General features: G+C 30.4%; 16 protein-coding genes. 6 read left to right on the forward strand and 10 right to left on the reverse strand.

Annotated elements, in window-relative coordinates; all coding sequences use genetic code 11:
- Nucleotides 1-78 precede the first annotated feature (78 nt).
- Both L2Z92_RS14845 and L2Z92_RS14850 read left to right on the forward strand, forming a co-directional pair.
- A complete protein-coding gene (locus L2Z92_RS14845; protein WP_236455033.1) occupies nt 79-1,707 on the forward strand; it encodes an ELWxxDGT repeat protein in 1,629 nt (542 codons plus the stop codon).
- Between the two features lie 25 nt (nt 1,708-1,732).
- On the forward strand, nt 1,733-3,409 hold the full coding sequence (locus L2Z92_RS14850; protein ID WP_236455035.1) for a T9SS type A sorting domain-containing protein: 1,677 nt from the start codon (nt 1,733-1,735) through the stop codon (nt 3,407-3,409).
- 27 nt (nt 3,410-3,436) lie between these two features.
- Here the strand turns inward: L2Z92_RS14850 and mnmE are convergent, their stop codons facing one another.
- Nucleotides 3,437-4,840, reverse strand: a complete 1,404-nt coding sequence (gene mnmE / locus L2Z92_RS14855; RefSeq protein ID WP_236455036.1) for a tRNA uridine-5-carboxymethylaminomethyl(34) synthesis GTPase MnmE — start codon at nt 4,838-4,840, stop codon at nt 3,437-3,439.
- Nucleotides 4,841-5,027: 187 nt separating this feature from the next.
- Here mnmE and L2Z92_RS14860 point away from each other — a divergent pair, with 187 nt between their 5' ends.
- Nucleotides 5,028-6,800, forward strand: coding sequence for a MutS-related protein (locus L2Z92_RS14860; RefSeq protein WP_236455045.1), 1,773 nt, complete (start codon nt 5,028-5,030; stop codon nt 6,798-6,800).
- A gap of 91 nt (nt 6,801-6,891) precedes the next feature.
- On the opposite strand, the gene L2Z92_RS14865 is transcribed toward L2Z92_RS14860, so the two are convergent.
- The 7 genes from L2Z92_RS14865 to L2Z92_RS14895 form a co-directional block, all read right to left on the reverse strand.
- Nucleotides 6,892-7,638 (reverse strand): DUF547 domain-containing protein, encoded by a 747-nt coding sequence (locus L2Z92_RS14865; protein WP_236455047.1) that lies wholly within the window; start codon nt 7,636-7,638, stop codon nt 6,892-6,894.
- A 148-nt stretch (nt 7,639-7,786) separates the two neighbouring features.
- Complete coding sequence (locus L2Z92_RS14870) at nt 7,787-8,137, reverse strand: VOC family protein (protein WP_236455049.1); 351 nt, start codon at nt 8,135-8,137, stop codon at nt 7,787-7,789.
- Nucleotides 8,131-8,691: a hypothetical protein gene (locus L2Z92_RS14875; protein WP_236455051.1), complete on the reverse strand. Its 561-nt coding sequence runs from the start codon at nt 8,689-8,691 to the stop codon at nt 8,131-8,133. The genes L2Z92_RS14870 and L2Z92_RS14875 overlap by 7 nt, the downstream gene beginning before the upstream one ends.
- A gap of 18 nt (nt 8,692-8,709) precedes the next feature.
- Nucleotides 8,710-10,629 (reverse strand): tetratricopeptide repeat protein, encoded by a 1,920-nt coding sequence (locus tag L2Z92_RS14880; protein WP_236455052.1) that lies wholly within the window; start codon nt 10,627-10,629, stop codon nt 8,710-8,712.
- 150 nt (nt 10,630-10,779) lie between these two features.
- The gene (locus tag L2Z92_RS14885; RefSeq protein WP_236455053.1) at nt 10,780-11,142 is read right to left on the reverse strand and encodes a hypothetical protein; all 363 of its coding nucleotides are present in this window, start codon (nt 11,140-11,142) and stop codon (nt 10,780-10,782) included.
- A gap of 6 nt (nt 11,143-11,148) precedes the next feature.
- Nucleotides 11,149-11,892 (reverse strand): hypothetical protein, encoded by a 744-nt coding sequence (locus L2Z92_RS14890; protein ID WP_236455054.1) that lies wholly within the window; start codon nt 11,890-11,892, stop codon nt 11,149-11,151.
- A gap of 25 nt (nt 11,893-11,917) precedes the next feature.
- Nucleotides 11,918-12,370 carry a hypothetical protein gene (locus tag L2Z92_RS14895; RefSeq protein WP_236455055.1) on the reverse strand — a complete coding sequence of 151 codons (453 nt, stop codon included), beginning with the start codon at nt 12,368-12,370 and terminating at the stop codon, nt 11,918-11,920.
- Nucleotides 12,371-12,517: 147 nt separating this feature from the next.
- Here L2Z92_RS14895 and L2Z92_RS14900 point away from each other — a divergent pair, with 147 nt between their 5' ends.
- Genes L2Z92_RS14900 through L2Z92_RS14910 form a run of 3 tightly spaced genes read left to right on the forward strand, consistent with a single transcriptional unit; the run spans nt 12,518 to nt 15,408 of the window.
- Nucleotides 12,518-13,459, forward strand: coding sequence for a multicopper oxidase domain-containing protein (locus L2Z92_RS14900; protein ID WP_236455056.1), 942 nt, complete (start codon nt 12,518-12,520; stop codon nt 13,457-13,459).
- 18 nt (nt 13,460-13,477) lie between these two features.
- A complete protein-coding gene (locus L2Z92_RS14905) occupies nt 13,478-13,906 on the forward strand; it encodes a hypothetical protein (protein WP_236455057.1) in 429 nt (142 codons plus the stop codon).
- A 41-nt stretch (nt 13,907-13,947) separates the two neighbouring features.
- A complete protein-coding gene (locus L2Z92_RS14910; protein ID WP_236455059.1) occupies nt 13,948-15,408 on the forward strand; it encodes a tyrosinase family protein in 1,461 nt (486 codons plus the stop codon).
- Between the two features lie 54 nt (nt 15,409-15,462).
- On the opposite strand, the gene L2Z92_RS14915 is transcribed toward L2Z92_RS14910, so the two are convergent.
- Nucleotides 15,463-16,662, reverse strand: coding sequence for a multidrug effflux MFS transporter (locus tag L2Z92_RS14915; protein WP_236455060.1), 1,200 nt, complete (start codon nt 16,660-16,662; stop codon nt 15,463-15,465).
- Nucleotides 16,663-16,811: 149 nt separating this feature from the next.
- Nucleotides 16,812-17,366 carry a Crp/Fnr family transcriptional regulator gene (locus tag L2Z92_RS14920; protein WP_236455062.1) on the reverse strand — a complete coding sequence of 185 codons (555 nt, stop codon included), beginning with the start codon at nt 17,364-17,366 and terminating at the stop codon, nt 16,812-16,814.
- Between the last annotated feature and the right edge of the window lie 17 nt (nt 17,367-17,383).

Raw genomic sequence — 17,383 nt, forward strand, 5'->3', positions numbered from 1 at the left:
TTGGTTTTCTACCAATGAATAAAGTGAACCCATTTTTTATGCTAAAAAGTGGATGAAAACAATTAAAAATCTTTACTTATGAAAATTAAAAAAATTACTTTATTACATGTTTGTCTATTATTTTCCAGTTTTTTATTACATGCTCAATATAATTTTGAGCTTATAAAAGACATTAATCCAAATGGTGATTCTAACCCAGGCAAATTTACTTACTTTAACAACAAACTCATTTTTACAGCAGACGATGGAGTACATGGTAGAGAACCATGGATATCTGATGGTACTAACGCAGGAACTTTTATGCTTAAAGATTTTGTCTTAAATGGGAACTCAGATATTACAGATTTTCAAGTTTATAACGATAAAGCTTATTTTAATGCTGATGATGGTGTAAATTCAGGTATTTGGGTCACCGATGGAACTACAGTTGGAACACAATTTTTAAAGAATGTTCAACTTAATACATATTCAGGTATTGTTTTCAATGGTTTATTATATTTTTCAGGTAATGATGGCACATCAGGAAGAGAACTTTGGGTAACAGATGGAACAACAAATGGAACAAATTTGGTTAAAGATATTAATTCTAATGGAGATTCAGACCCTCAACATTTTTTTGAGTTAAACGGAAATTTGTATTTTTTTGCTAGAAATCCTCAAAATTTTTTACGTAGAAATTTGTGGATAACTGACGGAACTACAACTGGTACGATAGTGGTTAACAACGATGTAGATTTTGCAAATGAAATTAATTCTGATGTTGTTGTATACAATAATAAAGCCTATTTCCCATCATTTTCTTCTGCAAATGGTTCAGAGTTATGGTCAACAGATGGTACAACTATTGGTACTCAATTATTAAAAGATATAAATCCTGGAGCAAATAGTTCATCAATTAGTTTTTTTAAAGTTTTCAATAATAAATTGTTTTTTAGTGCCAATGACGGTAGTGTAGGAAGAGAACTTTGGGTAACAGATGGCACAACAAATGGAACGGTCTTGTTTCATAATTTTCTTGCTCCAGGAGATGGAGACCCTCTTGAATTAACAGTACTAGGAAATAGAATGTATATGAGAGCAAATGGACCTACTATAGGTTCGGAGTTATTTGCTACAACAGGCAATACAGGTATAAATAACACCTATCTTGTTAAAGATATTGCACTATTTGGGGCAAATAGTAGACCTTTTTATCTAAATACCTACAACAATGAATTGTTTTTTATAGCTAGTGATGATCCTAGTGGTAGTGGTAGTATTTTTGATTTATGGGTGTCAAATGGAACACAACAAGGAACCATTAAAATTGCACCTCCTATTGCCCCAAATATAGGTCCCTTGAATGAAAATGAGAGAAACTTTACAGTAGTAAACAATTCTTTGTTTTTTACAGCAAGCTTTAATTCTAATGGAAATGAATTGTGGAAACTTACAGCAACTAATTTATCGGCCTCAGAATTCGATTGGTCTAACGAATTAAAAGTCTATCCAAATCCTTCTGATGATTTAGTTACTATCCAGTTTCAAAATGACTTTAAAGGAAGTTATTCTTTGTTTAATCATTTAGGAAAACAAATCCTAACTCATACGATTAATTCACTTGAAACTCAAATTTCATTAGAAAAGTATACCTCAGGAATGTATCTTTTAGTTTTAAGTAGTGATAATGGAGAACAAATTCAAACCTATAAAATTCTAAAAAAATAAACAGTTACACAAAAACAAAAAAATCATGAATAAAAAAATATACATATTAATTGCTTTTTTTTGGCTTAGTCAATTAAGTATAGCACAATACCAGTTTACACAAGTAGCCGAAATTAACGCTGGAAGTGATGGTAGTAATCCAAGGTATTTTATGGAATATAATGGAGAACTATATTTTAATGCATCCACTAGTTTTCAACAAAGACTTTATAAAACATCAGGTTCAGGAGCTACTTTAGTGGCTGATATAAATGGAAATGGTGTGGGTTATAACCCTAAACCTTTAAAAGTAATTAATAATAAATTACTTTTTCTCGCCTCTTCTCAAGCACATGGTGGAGAGCTTTTTATAACAGATGGTACCGCTTCTGGTACTGAAGTCTTATTGGATATTTATCCAGGTACAAATGGATCAAGTCTTAACTATGATTATCTCGATTTCTATGGAGAATTAAATGGAGAATTGTATTTTTGGGCACGAGAAGTTTCAGGGCCTTATTCGCTTTGGAAAACAGATGGTACTTCTTCAGGAACAGTTAAGATTTTAGATCCTGCTTTTTCAGGAGGACCAAATTATATGACAACCTACAACGGGAAAATTTATTTCGCGGCTTATAGTGCACCAGGCGAAAATCCTGAATTGTATGTTACTGATGGAACTGCTAGTGGAACTGGATTGTTTTTAGAAATAAATCCTTCAACAGCATCAAATTTATCTTCTGGCTCAAATCCAAATGATTTATTTGTATATGATGGTTATTTGTTCTTTTCTGCTGACGATGGAACGAATGGTAGAGAACTTTGGAGAACCAATGGAACTGCTGTTGGAACAACTATGGTGGCAGACATTTTTCCAAATACTTTAAATCCTTCTTTTGGAAAAGGGAGTAATCCAGGTGATTTTATTGAATTTAACAATGAACTTTATTTTACTGCAAGAGGTTATGATGCAGGGTTGAATCAAGTAACTGGGAATGAATTGTATAAATATTCAATTGCAGATGGTTGGAATAGAGTTAAGGATTTTTATCCTGGTAATTTAAATAATGGTATTGGTTCTAATAATCCTTTCTTTATTTTAAATAATGAATTATACGTTGCTGCTCAAGATGGAACAGCGGGTTCGAATCAATATGAGATTTGGAAAACGGATGGTACTGAAAGCGGTACAATAAAAGTAGTTAATGCAAGTACTCTGAATAATGAATCGCCTAATTTTTCATTGCAAGACAAAAAATTTACAGTTTTAAATAATAAACTTATTTTTGAACATAATATCCAACAAATTTGGGTTACTGATGGAACTAATGCAGGTACACAAGAATTAACCAATACTGGTGTTACCAACGTGCCTATTGGTGTTTCAGCATTTCAACCCATTGTTTTTAACGACGAAATATACTTTGGTGGAAATTACCCAACACAAGGCGTTGAACTTTGGAAATTAGCAGATACTACCTTATCTATTGAAGATTTTAGTACAAATGAAAAAATTAGTGTTTATCCAAATCCTACAAAAGATTATGTAAATATTGATATCAAGAATAAAGATTTTATTACAGAAATATATGATTTATCCGGAAAGTTATTAGTAACAACAAGCGATTCTAAAATTGACATGAATAAATTTAATAATGGAATATACCTACTTAAAATTATCACTGTAAATGAAACAATGTTTCAAAAAATTATAAAGCACTAAAGAATCGGGTATTTTACCCGATTTTTTTTATTTCCCAATACAGAAATTAGCAAAAATATTACCCAATAATTCATCATTAGTCACTTCACCAGTAATTTCACCGAAATAGAACAAAGCCTGACGAATATCGATAGCCATTAAATCGGAAGAAATCCCAGAGTCTAATCCCCATTTCACTTTTTGTACCTCTTCCAACGCTTTTAATAACGAATCGTAATGACGTGTATTGGTCACAATCGTTTCATTATTGCGTAAAGCCCCTGTGTTTACAAAAGAGAGTAGGGTTTCTTTTAGAGTATCGATACCTAATTTTTGTTTGGCGCTTATGGTTATAAGTTGTAAGTTATAAGTTGTAAGTTGTTCTTGTAGGTTTGTAATCTCTTTTTCAGTTAATAAATCGGCTTTGTTGGCAACCACAACAATTGGTTTTAAAGGAAACATATTTTTGATTTTTTCTGTTTCAACCTTTAAGCTTTTTAAACTGTCAACTGTCAACTGTAAACTGTCCACTAAATACAAAACCACCTGTGCTTGTTCTATCTTCTCGAAAGTTTTTTGAATACCAATACTTTCTACTACGTCTTTCGTTTCGCGAATTCCAGCAGTATCTATAAAACGGAAACCAATCCCTTCAATGACTAACTCATCTTCAATAGTATCGCGAGTCGTTCCAGCAATGTCAGAAACTATGGCACGTTCTTCATTCAATAAGGCATTCAATAAGGTCGATTTCCCAACATTTGGCTCTCCAACAATGGCAACAGGAATTCCGTTTTTAATTACATTTCCTACTGCAAAAGAATCAATCAAACGTTTTAATACAAATTCAATACGACTTAATAAATCATTAAAAGCAGATCGATCCGCAAACTCTACATCTTCTTCTGCAAAGTCTAATTCTAATTCAATTAAAGAAGCAAAGTTTAATAGCTCTTCACGCAATTTAGCAATCTCATTACTAAAACCACCACGCATTTGTTGCATGGCTATTTGATGACTCGCCTCATTATCGGAAGCTATTAAATCGGCTACAGCTTCAGCTTGCGATAAGTCGAGCTTACCATTTAAAAAAGCACGTAAAGTAAATTCACCCGCTTGTGCCATTTTAGCTCCTTTACGCAATAATAATTGTATGATTTGTTGTTGTATGAATGTAGAACCATGACAAGAAATTTCTACTACATTTTCACCAGTATACGAATTAGGCCCTTTAAAAAGAGACACTAAAACTTGGTCATAGGTTTTACTATCGGCAACAATATGCCCTAAGTGGATGGTATGTGTTTTTTGTTGTGCTAAGTCTTTCTTAGATACCGATTGAAAAACGGAACCAGCAATATGTATCGCATCTTTACCCGATAAGCGAATTACAGCAATAGCACCAGCTCCAGATGGAGTAGCAAGAGCAACAATAGTTTCTTGTGAAATCATTTTTTATTGAATATGCTGCAAAGATACTGAAAAGGGATTAGTAATTAATATTTAGTGATTAGACTTAAGGAAAAAGTAAAAAACTTAATAACTGTAAACTGAATATTGTAAATTGAATATTGTAAACTGATTACTGAATATTGAGACTGAACACAGATTCATTATATTTGCACTATAAATTTTACAAATGGATCAATACACAGCATTAAGAACGATACAACAAACAGCAATAAAAAAACTAAAGCAAGAACTGAATATTTTAAGCTTTCTGAGGTTATTCACATTGGGCACAGCCTTGTTTTCGGGATATTACCTGTATGTAACTGGAAATCAGACCTATCTTTATATCGGTTTAGTTGCTATTGTAGTGTTTTTAGTTTTACTTCGTTTTTATGACAAGAAAGCAATAATAAAAAAGCATAAGGAAGCTATTGTAGCCATTAATACAGATGAATTGGCTTTTCTAAACGGGGAAAAGATTCCTTTTGATGATGGAATTGAATGTACTGATGTACACCATGAATATGCTTATGATTTGGATATTTTCGGACACAAATCTTTATTCCAAAACTTAAATAGAACCTATACTTATATTGGTAAGAAAACATTAGCAGCTTCTTTATTGAAACAATTGCCTAATGAAAACATTGTAGCCAATCAGGAAGCAGTGAAAGAGTTGGCTCAGAAAATAGAATGGCGACAAGATTTTATGGCAAATGCTAAATTGGGTAATGATGAAGCTTCATTTTATGCTAAATTATTAGCTTGGAGTAAAGATAATAATGAAGAATTACCATGGTTAACAACTGTTTTATCCTTTGTATTACCTCTTGTCTTTATTAGCCTCTTCGTAACTGATTATTTGGTAGATACCAACGATTTATCATCCTACATCTTTATTTCTTTTTTAATTAACTTGGGTTTTGCTTTCAAACATGTGCAAAGAATTAAACAAGAAAATGAAGTTTCGACTGCTATTGACAAAATTGTGAAACAATATGGGCTAATGATTCATGATATAGAAGGAACCACTTTTAAAGCATCTAAATTAGTAGCATTGCAAAGTGCATTAAAAACAAATTCCGACAAAGCGAGTGTGGCTTTACAGAAATTATCGAAGTTGTTTTCGATATTAGACAGTGTTGCTAATCCTTTGGTTACTGTGCTTTTGAATGGAATGTTTTTGTATCATTTGCATAGTTTAAAAGCTATTATTGCATGGAAAAATAAAAATGCTAAACAGCTAGAGTACTGGTTGTCCATTATAGGAGAGTTTGAAATGCTAAACAGTTTGGCTAATTTCTCTTATAATAATCCTGAATTTACATTCCCAACTTTGAATACAAAACATGAAGTGCGTTTTGAAAACCTTTCTCATCCTTTGTTGAATGCGAAGAATAGAGTGGCAAATACCGTTACATTTCAACCGCAATCGTTCATTATTCTAACAGGGTCTAATATGTCTGGAAAAAGTACGTTTCTAAGAAGTCTAGGCGTAAATATGGTATTAGCAGGAATGGGTTCGGTGGTTTGTGCAACGGCAGCCAACATTCATCCAATGCCTATTTTGGTTTCCATGCGATTGTCAGATTCTTTGTCGGACAGTGAATCTTATTTTTATGCAGAAATTAAGCGTTTAAAACAAATTATGGATGCGCTAGAAAATCAACGTTCTTTTGTGTTGTTAGATGAGATATTGCGAGGTACAAATTCCGATGACAAACGTTCTGGAACAGTTGAAGTGATAAAGAAAATGATGACTCAAAAAGCAATTGGTGCTATTGCTACGCATGATATAGAAGTATGTTTGTTAGCAGATGAATCTCCTGAAGCATTAATAAACAAATGTTTTGAAGTAGCAATTAACAATGACGATTTGCATTTTGATTATACCTTACGCAATGGTATTTGTAAAAATAAAAGTGCTACTTTCTTAATGAAAAAGATTGGAGTTATTTAATTGTTTTATTCTAATAAAAAAAAGCTACAAGTAACCCTTTGGGTATAGTGTAGCTTTTTAGTAAAAAATAAAACAAAAAAACAAAATATAACTAGTTTGAGGCTAAAAATTCTTTATTTATAAATTTAACTTGGCTGTTTAAACTCCAATTGTATTCTAAGTATTCAATTTGTGCATTGTCTTTTATGCGTGTATCAGCATATTTGTTAATATAGTCTATAATAGAAGCATTGTTTTTTAAGAAGTCACTTGCAAACCAGTCAAATACTTTAGAAAGTTTCACTTCTTTTCTAGAGATATCATTTTTAGTGGTGTTGTTAATGAAATTTTTAGCAGCTACTTCCAGTTGATTTTCAATTGTATCTGCATAAAAAGGAACTCTATTGATATTCGGACAAGATATTGAAGCACAATTGATAGCAAAATGTGCACGTTCATCTAATGTTTTGCTTAATATTTCTTTTTCAATATAATTCAAAGAAACATATTGATTTTTAACGGGTATAAAACGTAAATCGAACGATTGTGTGATGTCTTTTATACTATTAATAGGGAAGTTATCTACAATTAATTTTATAGAATATACATTATAGATATTGATCCAATGTGATAATTCCTGATTTTTACTCCAGTTAGGATACGTTTCTAAAGATTCAAATCGGTCTATTACTTTTCTTAAATCGGTTTGATTTTCATAGATGGCATCATAATCTACATAACCATCTTCCGAAACATACGTAAATAAGAAGTCTTCATAGAATTGATAGTTCATATATTGACTAAAAGCAGTTGTTTGTGTTAAAAGGAATACTGTTGTTATTAAGATAAATTTTCTCATGGTGTTTTACTTCTTAGGTTTAAATACACTTACGAGAAAATTGAAGTCTTGGTTTTTTTAGATTAAAAAATAGAACGAAAAACAGTAATTAAGTAGCTATATTGTTTGTTTTACGGAATGGAATTTTATGGAACAATTTAAGTACTGTTTATTGTTGTTTCAGTTCTACTTTTCTACCATCATAATCTTCAATAATAACAGTTTTTCCATAGGATGTTAGGGCAATTTCTTTGATAATTTTCCAGTGGGATAATGCCAACTTTTGTAGTGTTTCTTCTAGATGAGGTACTTCAAACCCCAACCGTAAAGTAGTATCTGGCTGAGTAGTGTTGTTTGGCAATGGATAGATTTCAAAAACTAAACCGTCGAGAGTTGCAGCATAATGAAAAGGTCCATTGTTATGATTGTGATAATCGAATACTATTCCTAATGCTTCATATTGTTGCTTTATTATTGCAATGGCATTGGTTTTTATCACGATTAAATTGATTTTTACCATGTCGTAATTCCGTATGTTATACCACTTTCTTTAAATACTGCTTTAATTAAATCATATTTTTCGGAGCAATAGCTTCCTATTGTCAGCGCTTTATTGCTTGATCTATAGTTTAAACATTCAAAGCAAATTTCGATGTATCCCAGTATTTTTTGGTTTTTATCAAGGAAAATTATTGCATTTCGAGGCATATAACAACCTTTTACAATGACTATTCCTGACTTGTTATTATAATTAAAAAATATATCGGTTAATTTTTCAATTTGAGATAGTGTCAATGTTTCAACTTCATGAAATTCTTTCTCATTAAAATAGTCCTCTTTAACCTTTAGATTATTGAAGTATTTTATTAAAGAATCTCCATGACCACCAACCTTTGTGATATGAGAAACTACTTTTATTTCGGTAATAGAATCTATGGAAAGTAGCGATAATCTTTTTTTAAAGCTATAATTAGTACTACGAATACATTCTTCTCTCTTTTCCTGCTTAGTTTTTTGCTGTGAAAAAGTACTAAAGGAAATTAAAAAAAGTAAAGACAATAATAAATTTTTCATGAGTAGTATTGCGTTTGTTTATATTTTTCCTTTGTTTTTAATAATTGTTGTCATCATTTCTGAAATATAGCCTTTTTTCTGGGTTTCATTTGCAAAATAGATTGCTTTTTTTACATTCTTTAGCTTGTAATGAATTTCTGCAATATTCGCAGTATACATCACATCTTCAGGACAAATATCGGCAGCTTTTTCAAAATAGGGTAGTGCTTTTTCATATTCTTTGTCGTCGTCTAACAAACAGCCATAATTGTTATAAATGCGTGATAAACCATAACGATCATCTTTCGTTTTTTCAATATAATAGGCTTCTTTATCATAGCATGCTTCTTTTCCGTAACGATAGAATACAATGCGTGCTTCATAAAAATATAAAATACCGTCGGAAGGATTTTCTTTAATGGCCTGTTTGCATTTTTCTTCAGCTATAGCATATTCTTTTTTTTGCATGTGTTCATAAATACAAGTATACAGCGTTTCCTTTCGTTTGTTTTCTTCTTGTTCTTTTAGTTTTGTAGTTATTTCTAATAAGTTATGCTCTACATTATTATTTTCCCAAGCATTGAAATTTGAAGGTTGATTGTTAATGTTTAGGTTAAGTTGAATAGTTGCTGTAACTACATCTAAGGAAAGATTAAGTTCAAAAGTAGTAGCTTTTTTACTTAATAAAAGAGCATACAATACTGCTGTGTCAATTTCAATAGTAGTCCATTTTCTTATGCCATTTGCATAACAATAACAGACTAAAGAATGAGGAAGTGTACTTTCAATTCTAGTGGTTGTTACTTCATCAGCTACTATTTTTATATCTTCACTGTCAGCATTATAATAATTGGTTTCTATTAAGTGTTTTTGTGGAGTTGCTACAGTTAAGTCCCAAGAAAAAAAAGTTTCGTTCAGTTTTGTTCTTTTCTCAATGATAGCTTTCAATTCGGGTTGTAAAGTAATTTTGTTTAAACCACGTTTTTCTATATAAACTTCTTTTGCAATGTTTTTTTCTTCTTCAGTAATGGTTTGAGAAACGTGTAAGGAATGTTCTAAAAGAAGCTTTTGACCGCTATATAATTTTATTTTTCCATTTTTAAAGAAAGAAATAGTGATTGTATCGGTTTTGTTACCTCTTAGAATTTGGGGTTCGTCAGTTGGGTATTTATTTTCTTCAAAATGTAATTTTTCGTAAGGAAATGTTATTATATCTTCATAATAAACATTTTCCATAACTGAAAAGTAAGCCACTTTAAATTGATTTGTATTTATAGGAATAAATATGCTTTCATGGTATCTTGGTGAAAAGAGGATTTCATTTCTTGCTGTTATATTTAATGAAGCCAAAGGAACGGATGAATCGTTTTTTTCTTTTTGATGTAATGATAGCCAAGCACCTCTTTTTTTAAGGGTATTTAAAAAGGCTATTTCATCGATTTGTAATAAAAATTCAGGGTCATATTTTATTTTAAAGTGAACTTTGGTATATCTTAATGCTTGCGCATATTGTTTTCGTGAAGCAATAATTTCTCTAGAGACGAAATAGGCAATGGGAAGTCCAAAAACAATTGCCAGCCAAAAGTAAAACAACCCTGCATATAAAATGTTTTCTTTTTGATGTACTACCAATACATAGGCACCAATATTGGCAATTACTAAGATGAAAAGTACAATAACATAAGTCCTTAAAAAAGACAATAAAGCTATAAATGAAGGCACTTTTGGTCTAGAACGACTATTTCCATTGGGAGAAAAACTTTTTAAGCCTAACCAAAGGCTATTAATAATTCCTGCACCAATGAGAATTAGAAATACAGTAAAAATAGTTCCGAAAAAGTATAAACTGATATAGGTAATTATTGATACAACTAGAAGTGCTAAAGCTGGTGCAAGAATGTATTCATTCCAATTGAAATAGATTTCTTCAGTTTTTCTATATGAGCTGTATTTTTCCATTTAAGTTAAGTTTTACTTTCTGTTGTAAAAATATTTCTTTTAATGTGAGTTGGCTTCACTATAAATAATGATTTTTCATGACAAAAAACATATTGAATTTATACCTGTTTCTGGATAAATGATTGCGTAAAAAAGTATTGAAAATGAATATTAGGTTTTAAGGTTTTTATTCCAATATCGTACTAAAAGAAGACAGAAAAGAAATACAAAGACATAATATACAGCTAAATAATCGAAGTTTGTTGCTATTTTTAAAATACAATTTATAAGTAATACAATTAAAATAAAACCAGTAAATAATAACCCCCATTTTTCATTAAAACTAAGTTTCAAAAGAATTAGATTCCCTAAAAACAGATAAAAAGCCCACGGAATAGTATGTAAAAATAGCATTCCAATATATAGATTAATAATCTGTTCTCCTTCTAAAAGTTGATATATTAAAATGAAATGAACGGCTATAATTCCTATTATGAATGATAAACCAATACTGTGTTTAATTTTTAAATTCATTGCAAATTATTTTTTCTTAAATTTTCTTTTTGCAACTAACCATTCTTTTTCTTCAACAATCCAGTATTTCTCTGTCCAAAGGTTATTTTCATTGAACACATATCTAAACTTTTCTACTTCATGATGAGCCCTACCTCCAATCATTATTCGAGGATACTTTTCTTCTGGAATATTTGATCGTTTTAATTCAATAATATTATTATGGGTATCATATTTATAACTTATGGTTTCAACTCTAAAAACACCTTCAAATTTAGAGAATGTTTTGTGTTCTATAACATTTGCTTTGTCATCGTATTTTAATTCATAGCGATAACCAAATAGACTGTCAACTCCACCTTTACATGATCTTTCTATAATTTGAGGTAAATTTTGATGATTGAAATTAGAATACATTTCTTTACAAAAATTATTCATTTCAATTATCTGGTTTTTATCGTTATAAATATAACTATATTTGAGAGTGTCTTGGTCTTGTATTTTATACATAAGATTCCCTTTCTCATCATATTTATGGATTACTTTTACTGTTAATCGTGACCTTAAATAGTTACTTATACTTTCTATTCTTCCGTCATTTAATCGTATCTTTTTTGTCCAGCCAGATTTCCAGTTTTTATCATAATAGTTAATAATTTTTACACTTTTATATTTTTTAAAGTTTTCATTATTTTCTAATTCTTGATATTGAGCATAAGTAGTTTTCGAAAATAGTATAAGAGTTAAGAATAAGAAAGTTAATTGTTTCATTTTGTTGAAATGAGTAGTTTATAAATTATTTCGTTTTTAATTGCTTTTCCTCTCTTTTAAGCCATTGATTATACCGACTTTGAAATTCATTGATATCAATATAGCTAAAGTAGTACTCAATTAAATTAGGATTATCATCACAAAAAGTGAGGGTACAGTTTTGTATTCTTGTCATTTCAAAAAAAGGCATTCTTTTAATTTTATCTGCAATGATTATCGCAACTTCACCTTTTGTTAAAGTTCGATTATGACATTCCGAATAAATTTTGGTACGAGAAGCATCAGTAAAAAAAGTCGATAAAGTTGATAAAATAGAAGTCCCTTTCGCAATTATTTTTTTTGCTGCTATTGTAGTGTTTATTCCTTTAGAGTTAGTTGTAGTAATACTATTTAATAATGTGTCTATATCGCTTCTTGTTCGAGAAAAACAGATATTAGTACTTATTATTAGAAGCAGTATGATTATTTTTTTATTCATTTTATAGTGTTGTAAATTCAAATATAAGTAACTCCTATGTTTTTACATTATCATAACAATCAAATTTCACCAAAAACAGGTATTTCTACGTTATTTTTCTTAATTTCATTACTTTATATTTGATTGAAAATAGAAAAGCGTTTGCTTATGCATATAAAGAACAAAATACTATTGATAATTATATTCTTGTTTGTCGCAATTTCATTGTCTGCACAAAATGAAAAATTAATTATTGGGAGAACGTCAGGGAAATTAATAGTAAAGAAAAATAAAGAATTGAGAGTATTTGGCTTTAGTAATTCACTTTCTGGGCAAGTAACCTTACCTGGCTCTTTAATTGAAGTGAAACAAGGAGATAGTGTGCATATTGATTTTTGGAATATATCGCAAGGTAATCCTGTCTCATTATATTCTAAAGGGATTGATTTTGAACTGCAAAACGAAGCGCATCAATCTATTAAGGAAAAGCAACCAATTGACCATATGGAGCATGGTTTTTATACTTTCTCTACTAAAAATAGAGGGACTTACCTTTATTATAGCCCAGAAAATTATCCATTTAATCTTCAAGCAGGAATGTTCGGAGTGGTCATTATTAGATCAAAAAAAACCGATTCTTCATCTGTGACTAAGAATAATGAGTTGCTATGGTGCAGTTATGAAATTGATACGAATTGGCATACTGATGCAATTATGGATTTGGAACATGATGATATAAACAAACCTATAGAACTTCCAGATTATGAACCGAAACACTTTTTAATTAATGGTGTTGCTACTAAAAAAACAAGGGGTTTGCAAACGTATGTTGACCGAAGTGAAAAGATTGTACTTCGTATTGTAAATGCTGGTTTGTATCGAAACGAAATTCTATTTCCGTTAGAAACAGAGGTAGGTCTTGTTTTTGGAAAAACGAATGCTATTGTTGCTACTTCTAAAAATAAGAAAGTGCTACTTGAAGCAGGCGATTGTATTGAATTATCTATTTCCTTAGCGGAAGTAAATAAAAAAGATACTATTATTTATCAATACATCGAATCAAAAACTAACCAAATGAAACACAAAGCAAAAATTTCAGTTTTTAATTAATACTTAAAGCAAATGAACATGAAAACAATCACTTTTAGCATTATTATATTCTTTTCTTTTTTCATCGGTTTTGCGCAAGGCAAATCTACTTTTTCGGTTGTTGGTAATGCAATCAATAAGGAAAGTTTAACAAAAGGCAAACGTTTGGATATTTCAAAAATTAAAGTAGAAAACACTTCCGACAAACCAATATACTTAGTTTGGGAAACAGTATATAATTCTTTTCCAAAGGAATGGGATTGTTCAATGTGTCAACATGGAGCTTGTCAGATTGGGATTCCAAAAGGTTCTGTTTTTAACAAATTGAATGCAGATCAGCAAGGATTTATTGCCATTCATGTAATTCCTGCTCAAAAAACTGGAAAAGGAGTCGTTAAATTTAAGATCTATGATAAGGCAAATCCAGAATATTCAGAAATCCTCACTTTTGAAGTAGAGGTATTATAAAGCAAACAAATATCCAATTAATAGTAATTAAAACAAACAAAATGAAAAAAGTAATTCTTTTATTAGCAACGATTTTGATGACAGGCATGAGCTATAGTCAAAACAAAAGTAACATCAAGTATGTACGATTAAATGCTTCTTCACCAGAAGCACAAGCCGATTTGGAAGCAATGAATGTAGCTTTCAAGAAAATGCGAGAAATGGGCTGTGAGAATGGTTTAGCGTGGTATTATCAGGGAGCAATGCATAATATTCCTGGAACCATTAATGGGAAAAATGTACTTTGTCCAGAATATCAGAACAGTGACGATAAATTATGGGCTTGGGGAGATTGTACACATAACGGTTCTCAAAATGCAAAATTACATTTTCTGCTTTGGCACAGAATGTACATTTGGTATTTAGAAAAAATTGTTAGAGATTTATCTGGGAAAGCTGATTTTGCACTTCCTTATTGGAATTATGGACAAAACAACACAATGCCAAGTTTATTAAGTAATAAACAAACCTCTTTGTATGAACAAGCACGATATAGTGTACTTAATAATGGGCAACCCATTCCTACTGAAAATGTGAATGATATTGAAGAGGCTATTAATGAATTAAAGACCAATCCTTCTTTTGCAGGAGATGCTGGTTTTAGTAGAAGTTTAGAAGGTTCGCCTCATGGTTATATGCATGATCTAATTGGAGGAACATATGCTAATCCAAGTGAAACTTTTTTTAATGAAATTTATCAATTAGATGATTATTCAGGTTTAATGGCAAACGTACCTTCTGCTGGTTTTGACCCTGTTTTTTGGTTACATCACAGTATGGTGGATCGTATTTGGGAATCTTGGGAAGCTACTTCTTATGGACAAAGACCTACTTTAGCTGAATTAGAAAAATATCCTTGGCAATATGAATTTATTGCTCCTAATGGAGACAGAGTGACTTATACTGTAGCACAAATGTATGATGTTGTTTTTAATTTAGATTATCGTTATGATAATTTACTTTATACAGATGGAGATATGGTGTTGGCTTCTAATGAAAAAGCAACTATGAATAAAGCCTCTTTTCAAGATCCAAAAAAGAAAATTATTTGGGAACAAAAAATAGATAGAACACTTGGAGACGCTATTTTCGTTCATAAAGTAGCAAGTAAATTCTCTAAAAACACGAATAAAGCATTTAAAAGTGAAGCCAATACAAATGTGGTTTTAAACTTAGATGTAGTAGTATATAAAGAACCAAAAGATTATTATAAAGTTTATCTTCGTTATCCTGGAGAAGAGGATCAATACGTTGGAACAATGACATTCTTTGGTGTGGCTCACGATCATGGAACGGGAGAGAATCATACGATTGGAGAGAATGGTGTAAAACTGAATTACTCTTATTATGTATCGGACGATTTATTAGACACTGATAAAAATTTTGAAGTAATCATCAAGAAAAATGGTTCAGGAGATGTGAATGTTACCTTAGAGAAAATTAGTATGGTAAAGCTTAATTAATCAAATTATTTTATAAAATATAAAACGATACTTTTTTAAGAGTATCGTTTTTTATTAATCTACTTTTGGTAAAAAACGTAAAAGAAATAAAGAGATTAGTCCACAAGATAAAAAACCTAAGAATAAAGGAATAGCTGTTTTATCGATAAATAACCCCACAATTATAGCAAATGGAACGGCAATAATTGTAGAGATAAATCCTCTTAATGAAGCTCCAATTCCTGCAATATGACCAATAGGTTGCATAGCAAGAGCGGTTACATTACCAAAGATAAATCCTAATGATAAAAATTGAATACCCATAAAAGAAAGTAGAATATAGATAGGAGGATTTTGAGTATTATAAAAGAGAACCAAATATGCTAAAGCAGAAAAGCTAAACAGATATAAGGCTTTTGTAGACAGTTTTTTCATTCCTAATTTCACGACTAATGAACCATTTAGAAATGTAGCCACTCCTAAAAAAAATGAGATTCCTGCAAAAATATAGGCAAACTCATCTATAAGTCCGTACTGGTCTTGAAAAATTTGTTTTGAGCTGCTTAAGAAAACCATAAAACCACCTGTCATACATCCAGAAATTAAAGTAAAAACGACACTGTCTTTATACCTAAAAAACTCTTTTGTACCATTTATAAAAAGATTTTTAGTCAGTTTAATTTTCATTGATGCTATTAATGTTTCCTCTTGTCTGATAAAAAACCAAACTAAAACAATAAATGAAAATAGGACTTGAAAATAGAAAACGGACTGCCAATTGTACATTTTTAAAATAAATTGTCCCAAAATAGGAGCAACCATTGGAACTGATATAAAAATTACAGAAATGAAAGACATTATTCTTGCCATTTGGTTGCCTTTATATAAATCGCGAATAATAGAAATACAAATAATTCTTGGAGCAGAAAGTCCAATCCCTTGCAGAACTCTACCAAACAACATCATTTCTAACGACTGTGCATAAATACAAATGAAACTAGAAAAGAGGAAGATTAAAACACCTATCAATACACTAGGTTTTCTTCCTAAACTATCCGAAATAGTTCCGAAAAATAATTGACCAATTCCTAACCCTAGAAATATCATGGTAATGATTTGTTGTAAATCGCTATTTTTCGAATTGCCAATCGCATTGCCGATAGCAGATAGACAAGGTAGAATAGAATCTATAGATAAGGCAACATTGGCCATTAAAAAAGCCATTAAAGCAATGAATTCTAATTCTGATGTTTTCTTTTTTAATACAATTTGCATGAAAATATACTTAGTAGTGGTTATAGCTAGTTAGAAAACAGAAATACTTATTTTAACAAACGAATAGAATAGTTTTCTATTTTCTATAAATTATTATTCTGCAAAGTTTAGAAGAAAAAGGGATTAAAAAGTTAAGGTAGATTAAGAAATTATTTTTTGCGAAGTAAGCTAAGAAATTCAGGGGTAATACCTAAATAACTAGCAATATGTTTTTGAGAAATTCGTTGCAGTAAATGAGGGAACTTTGTAATTAAATTTTGAAAACGTTGTTCTGCCGTTAATGTAAACGATTCAATAATACGTTGTTGTTGTTTAATAAAAGCATTTTGATAGAGCGTAATAGAATATCTAGAAAAAGAGGGATATGTTTCTAATAAATGATTCCATTTTTCTTTACTAATAGTTAGAACGGTAGTGTTTTCGAGTGCTTGTATATTATAAGTAGCTTCGTTTTCTTGAATAAAGCTTTGCAAATCACCAATCCAGTGATTTTCGGTACCAAATAGAATATTATGTTCTTTTCCATTATAATCAATGACAAAACAACGAATACATCCTTTAATAATAAAGTATTCTTGATTAGAAATATGTCCAGTTTGTAGTAAGAACTCTTTCTTTTTATATTCTTTTGTTTCAAAATGAGAAAGGATTGCATTTACCTCTTCTTTATTGAAATTGCCATATTTTAATAGGTGATCTTTCAAGTTTTATGTGTTTTACT

The organism is Flavobacterium jumunjinense, from assembly GCF_021650975.2.
GTDB classification, from domain to species: Bacteria; Bacteroidota; Bacteroidia; order Flavobacteriales; family Flavobacteriaceae; genus Flavobacterium; species Flavobacterium jumunjinense.

Coding starts and splice junctions, on each gene's coding strand:
- L2Z92_RS14880 (WP_236455052.1), bottom strand. CDS start 10,629: ATGGAAAAATACAGCTCATATAGAAAAACTGAAGAAATCTATTTCAAT.
- L2Z92_RS14865 (WP_236455047.1), bottom strand. CDS start 7,638: ATGAGAAAATTTATCTTAATAACAACAGTATTCCTTTTAACACAAACA.
- mnmE (WP_236455036.1), bottom strand. CDS start 4,840: ATGATTTCACAAGAAACTATTGTTGCTCTTGCTACTCCATCTGGAGCT.
- L2Z92_RS14845 (WP_236455033.1), top strand. CDS start 79: ATGAAAATTAAAAAAATTACTTTATTACATGTTTGTCTATTATTTTCC.
- L2Z92_RS14890 (WP_236455054.1), bottom strand. CDS start 11,892: ATGAAACAATTAACTTTCTTATTCTTAACTCTTATACTATTTTCGAAA.
- L2Z92_RS14860 (WP_236455045.1), top strand. CDS start 5,028: ATGGATCAATACACAGCATTAAGAACGATACAACAAACAGCAATAAAA.
- L2Z92_RS14915 (WP_236455060.1), bottom strand. CDS start 16,662: ATGCAAATTGTATTAAAAAAGAAAACATCAGAATTAGAATTCATTGCT.
- L2Z92_RS14900 (WP_236455056.1), top strand. CDS start 12,518: ATGCATATAAAGAACAAAATACTATTGATAATTATATTCTTGTTTGTC.
- L2Z92_RS14910 (WP_236455059.1), top strand. CDS start 13,948: ATGAAAAAAGTAATTCTTTTATTAGCAACGATTTTGATGACAGGCATG.
- L2Z92_RS14870 (WP_236455049.1), bottom strand. CDS start 8,137: ATGGTAAAAATCAATTTAATCGTGATAAAAACCAATGCCATTGCAATA.
- L2Z92_RS14875 (WP_236455051.1), bottom strand. CDS start 8,691: ATGAAAAATTTATTATTGTCTTTACTTTTTTTAATTTCCTTTAGTACT.
- L2Z92_RS14895 (WP_236455055.1), bottom strand. CDS start 12,370: ATGAATAAAAAAATAATCATACTGCTTCTAATAATAAGTACTAATATC.
- L2Z92_RS14885 (WP_236455053.1), bottom strand. CDS start 11,142: ATGAATTTAAAAATTAAACACAGTATTGGTTTATCATTCATAATAGGA.
- L2Z92_RS14850 (WP_236455035.1), top strand. CDS start 1,733: ATGAATAAAAAAATATACATATTAATTGCTTTTTTTTGGCTTAGTCAA.
- L2Z92_RS14905 (WP_236455057.1), top strand. CDS start 13,478: ATGAAAACAATCACTTTTAGCATTATTATATTCTTTTCTTTTTTCATC.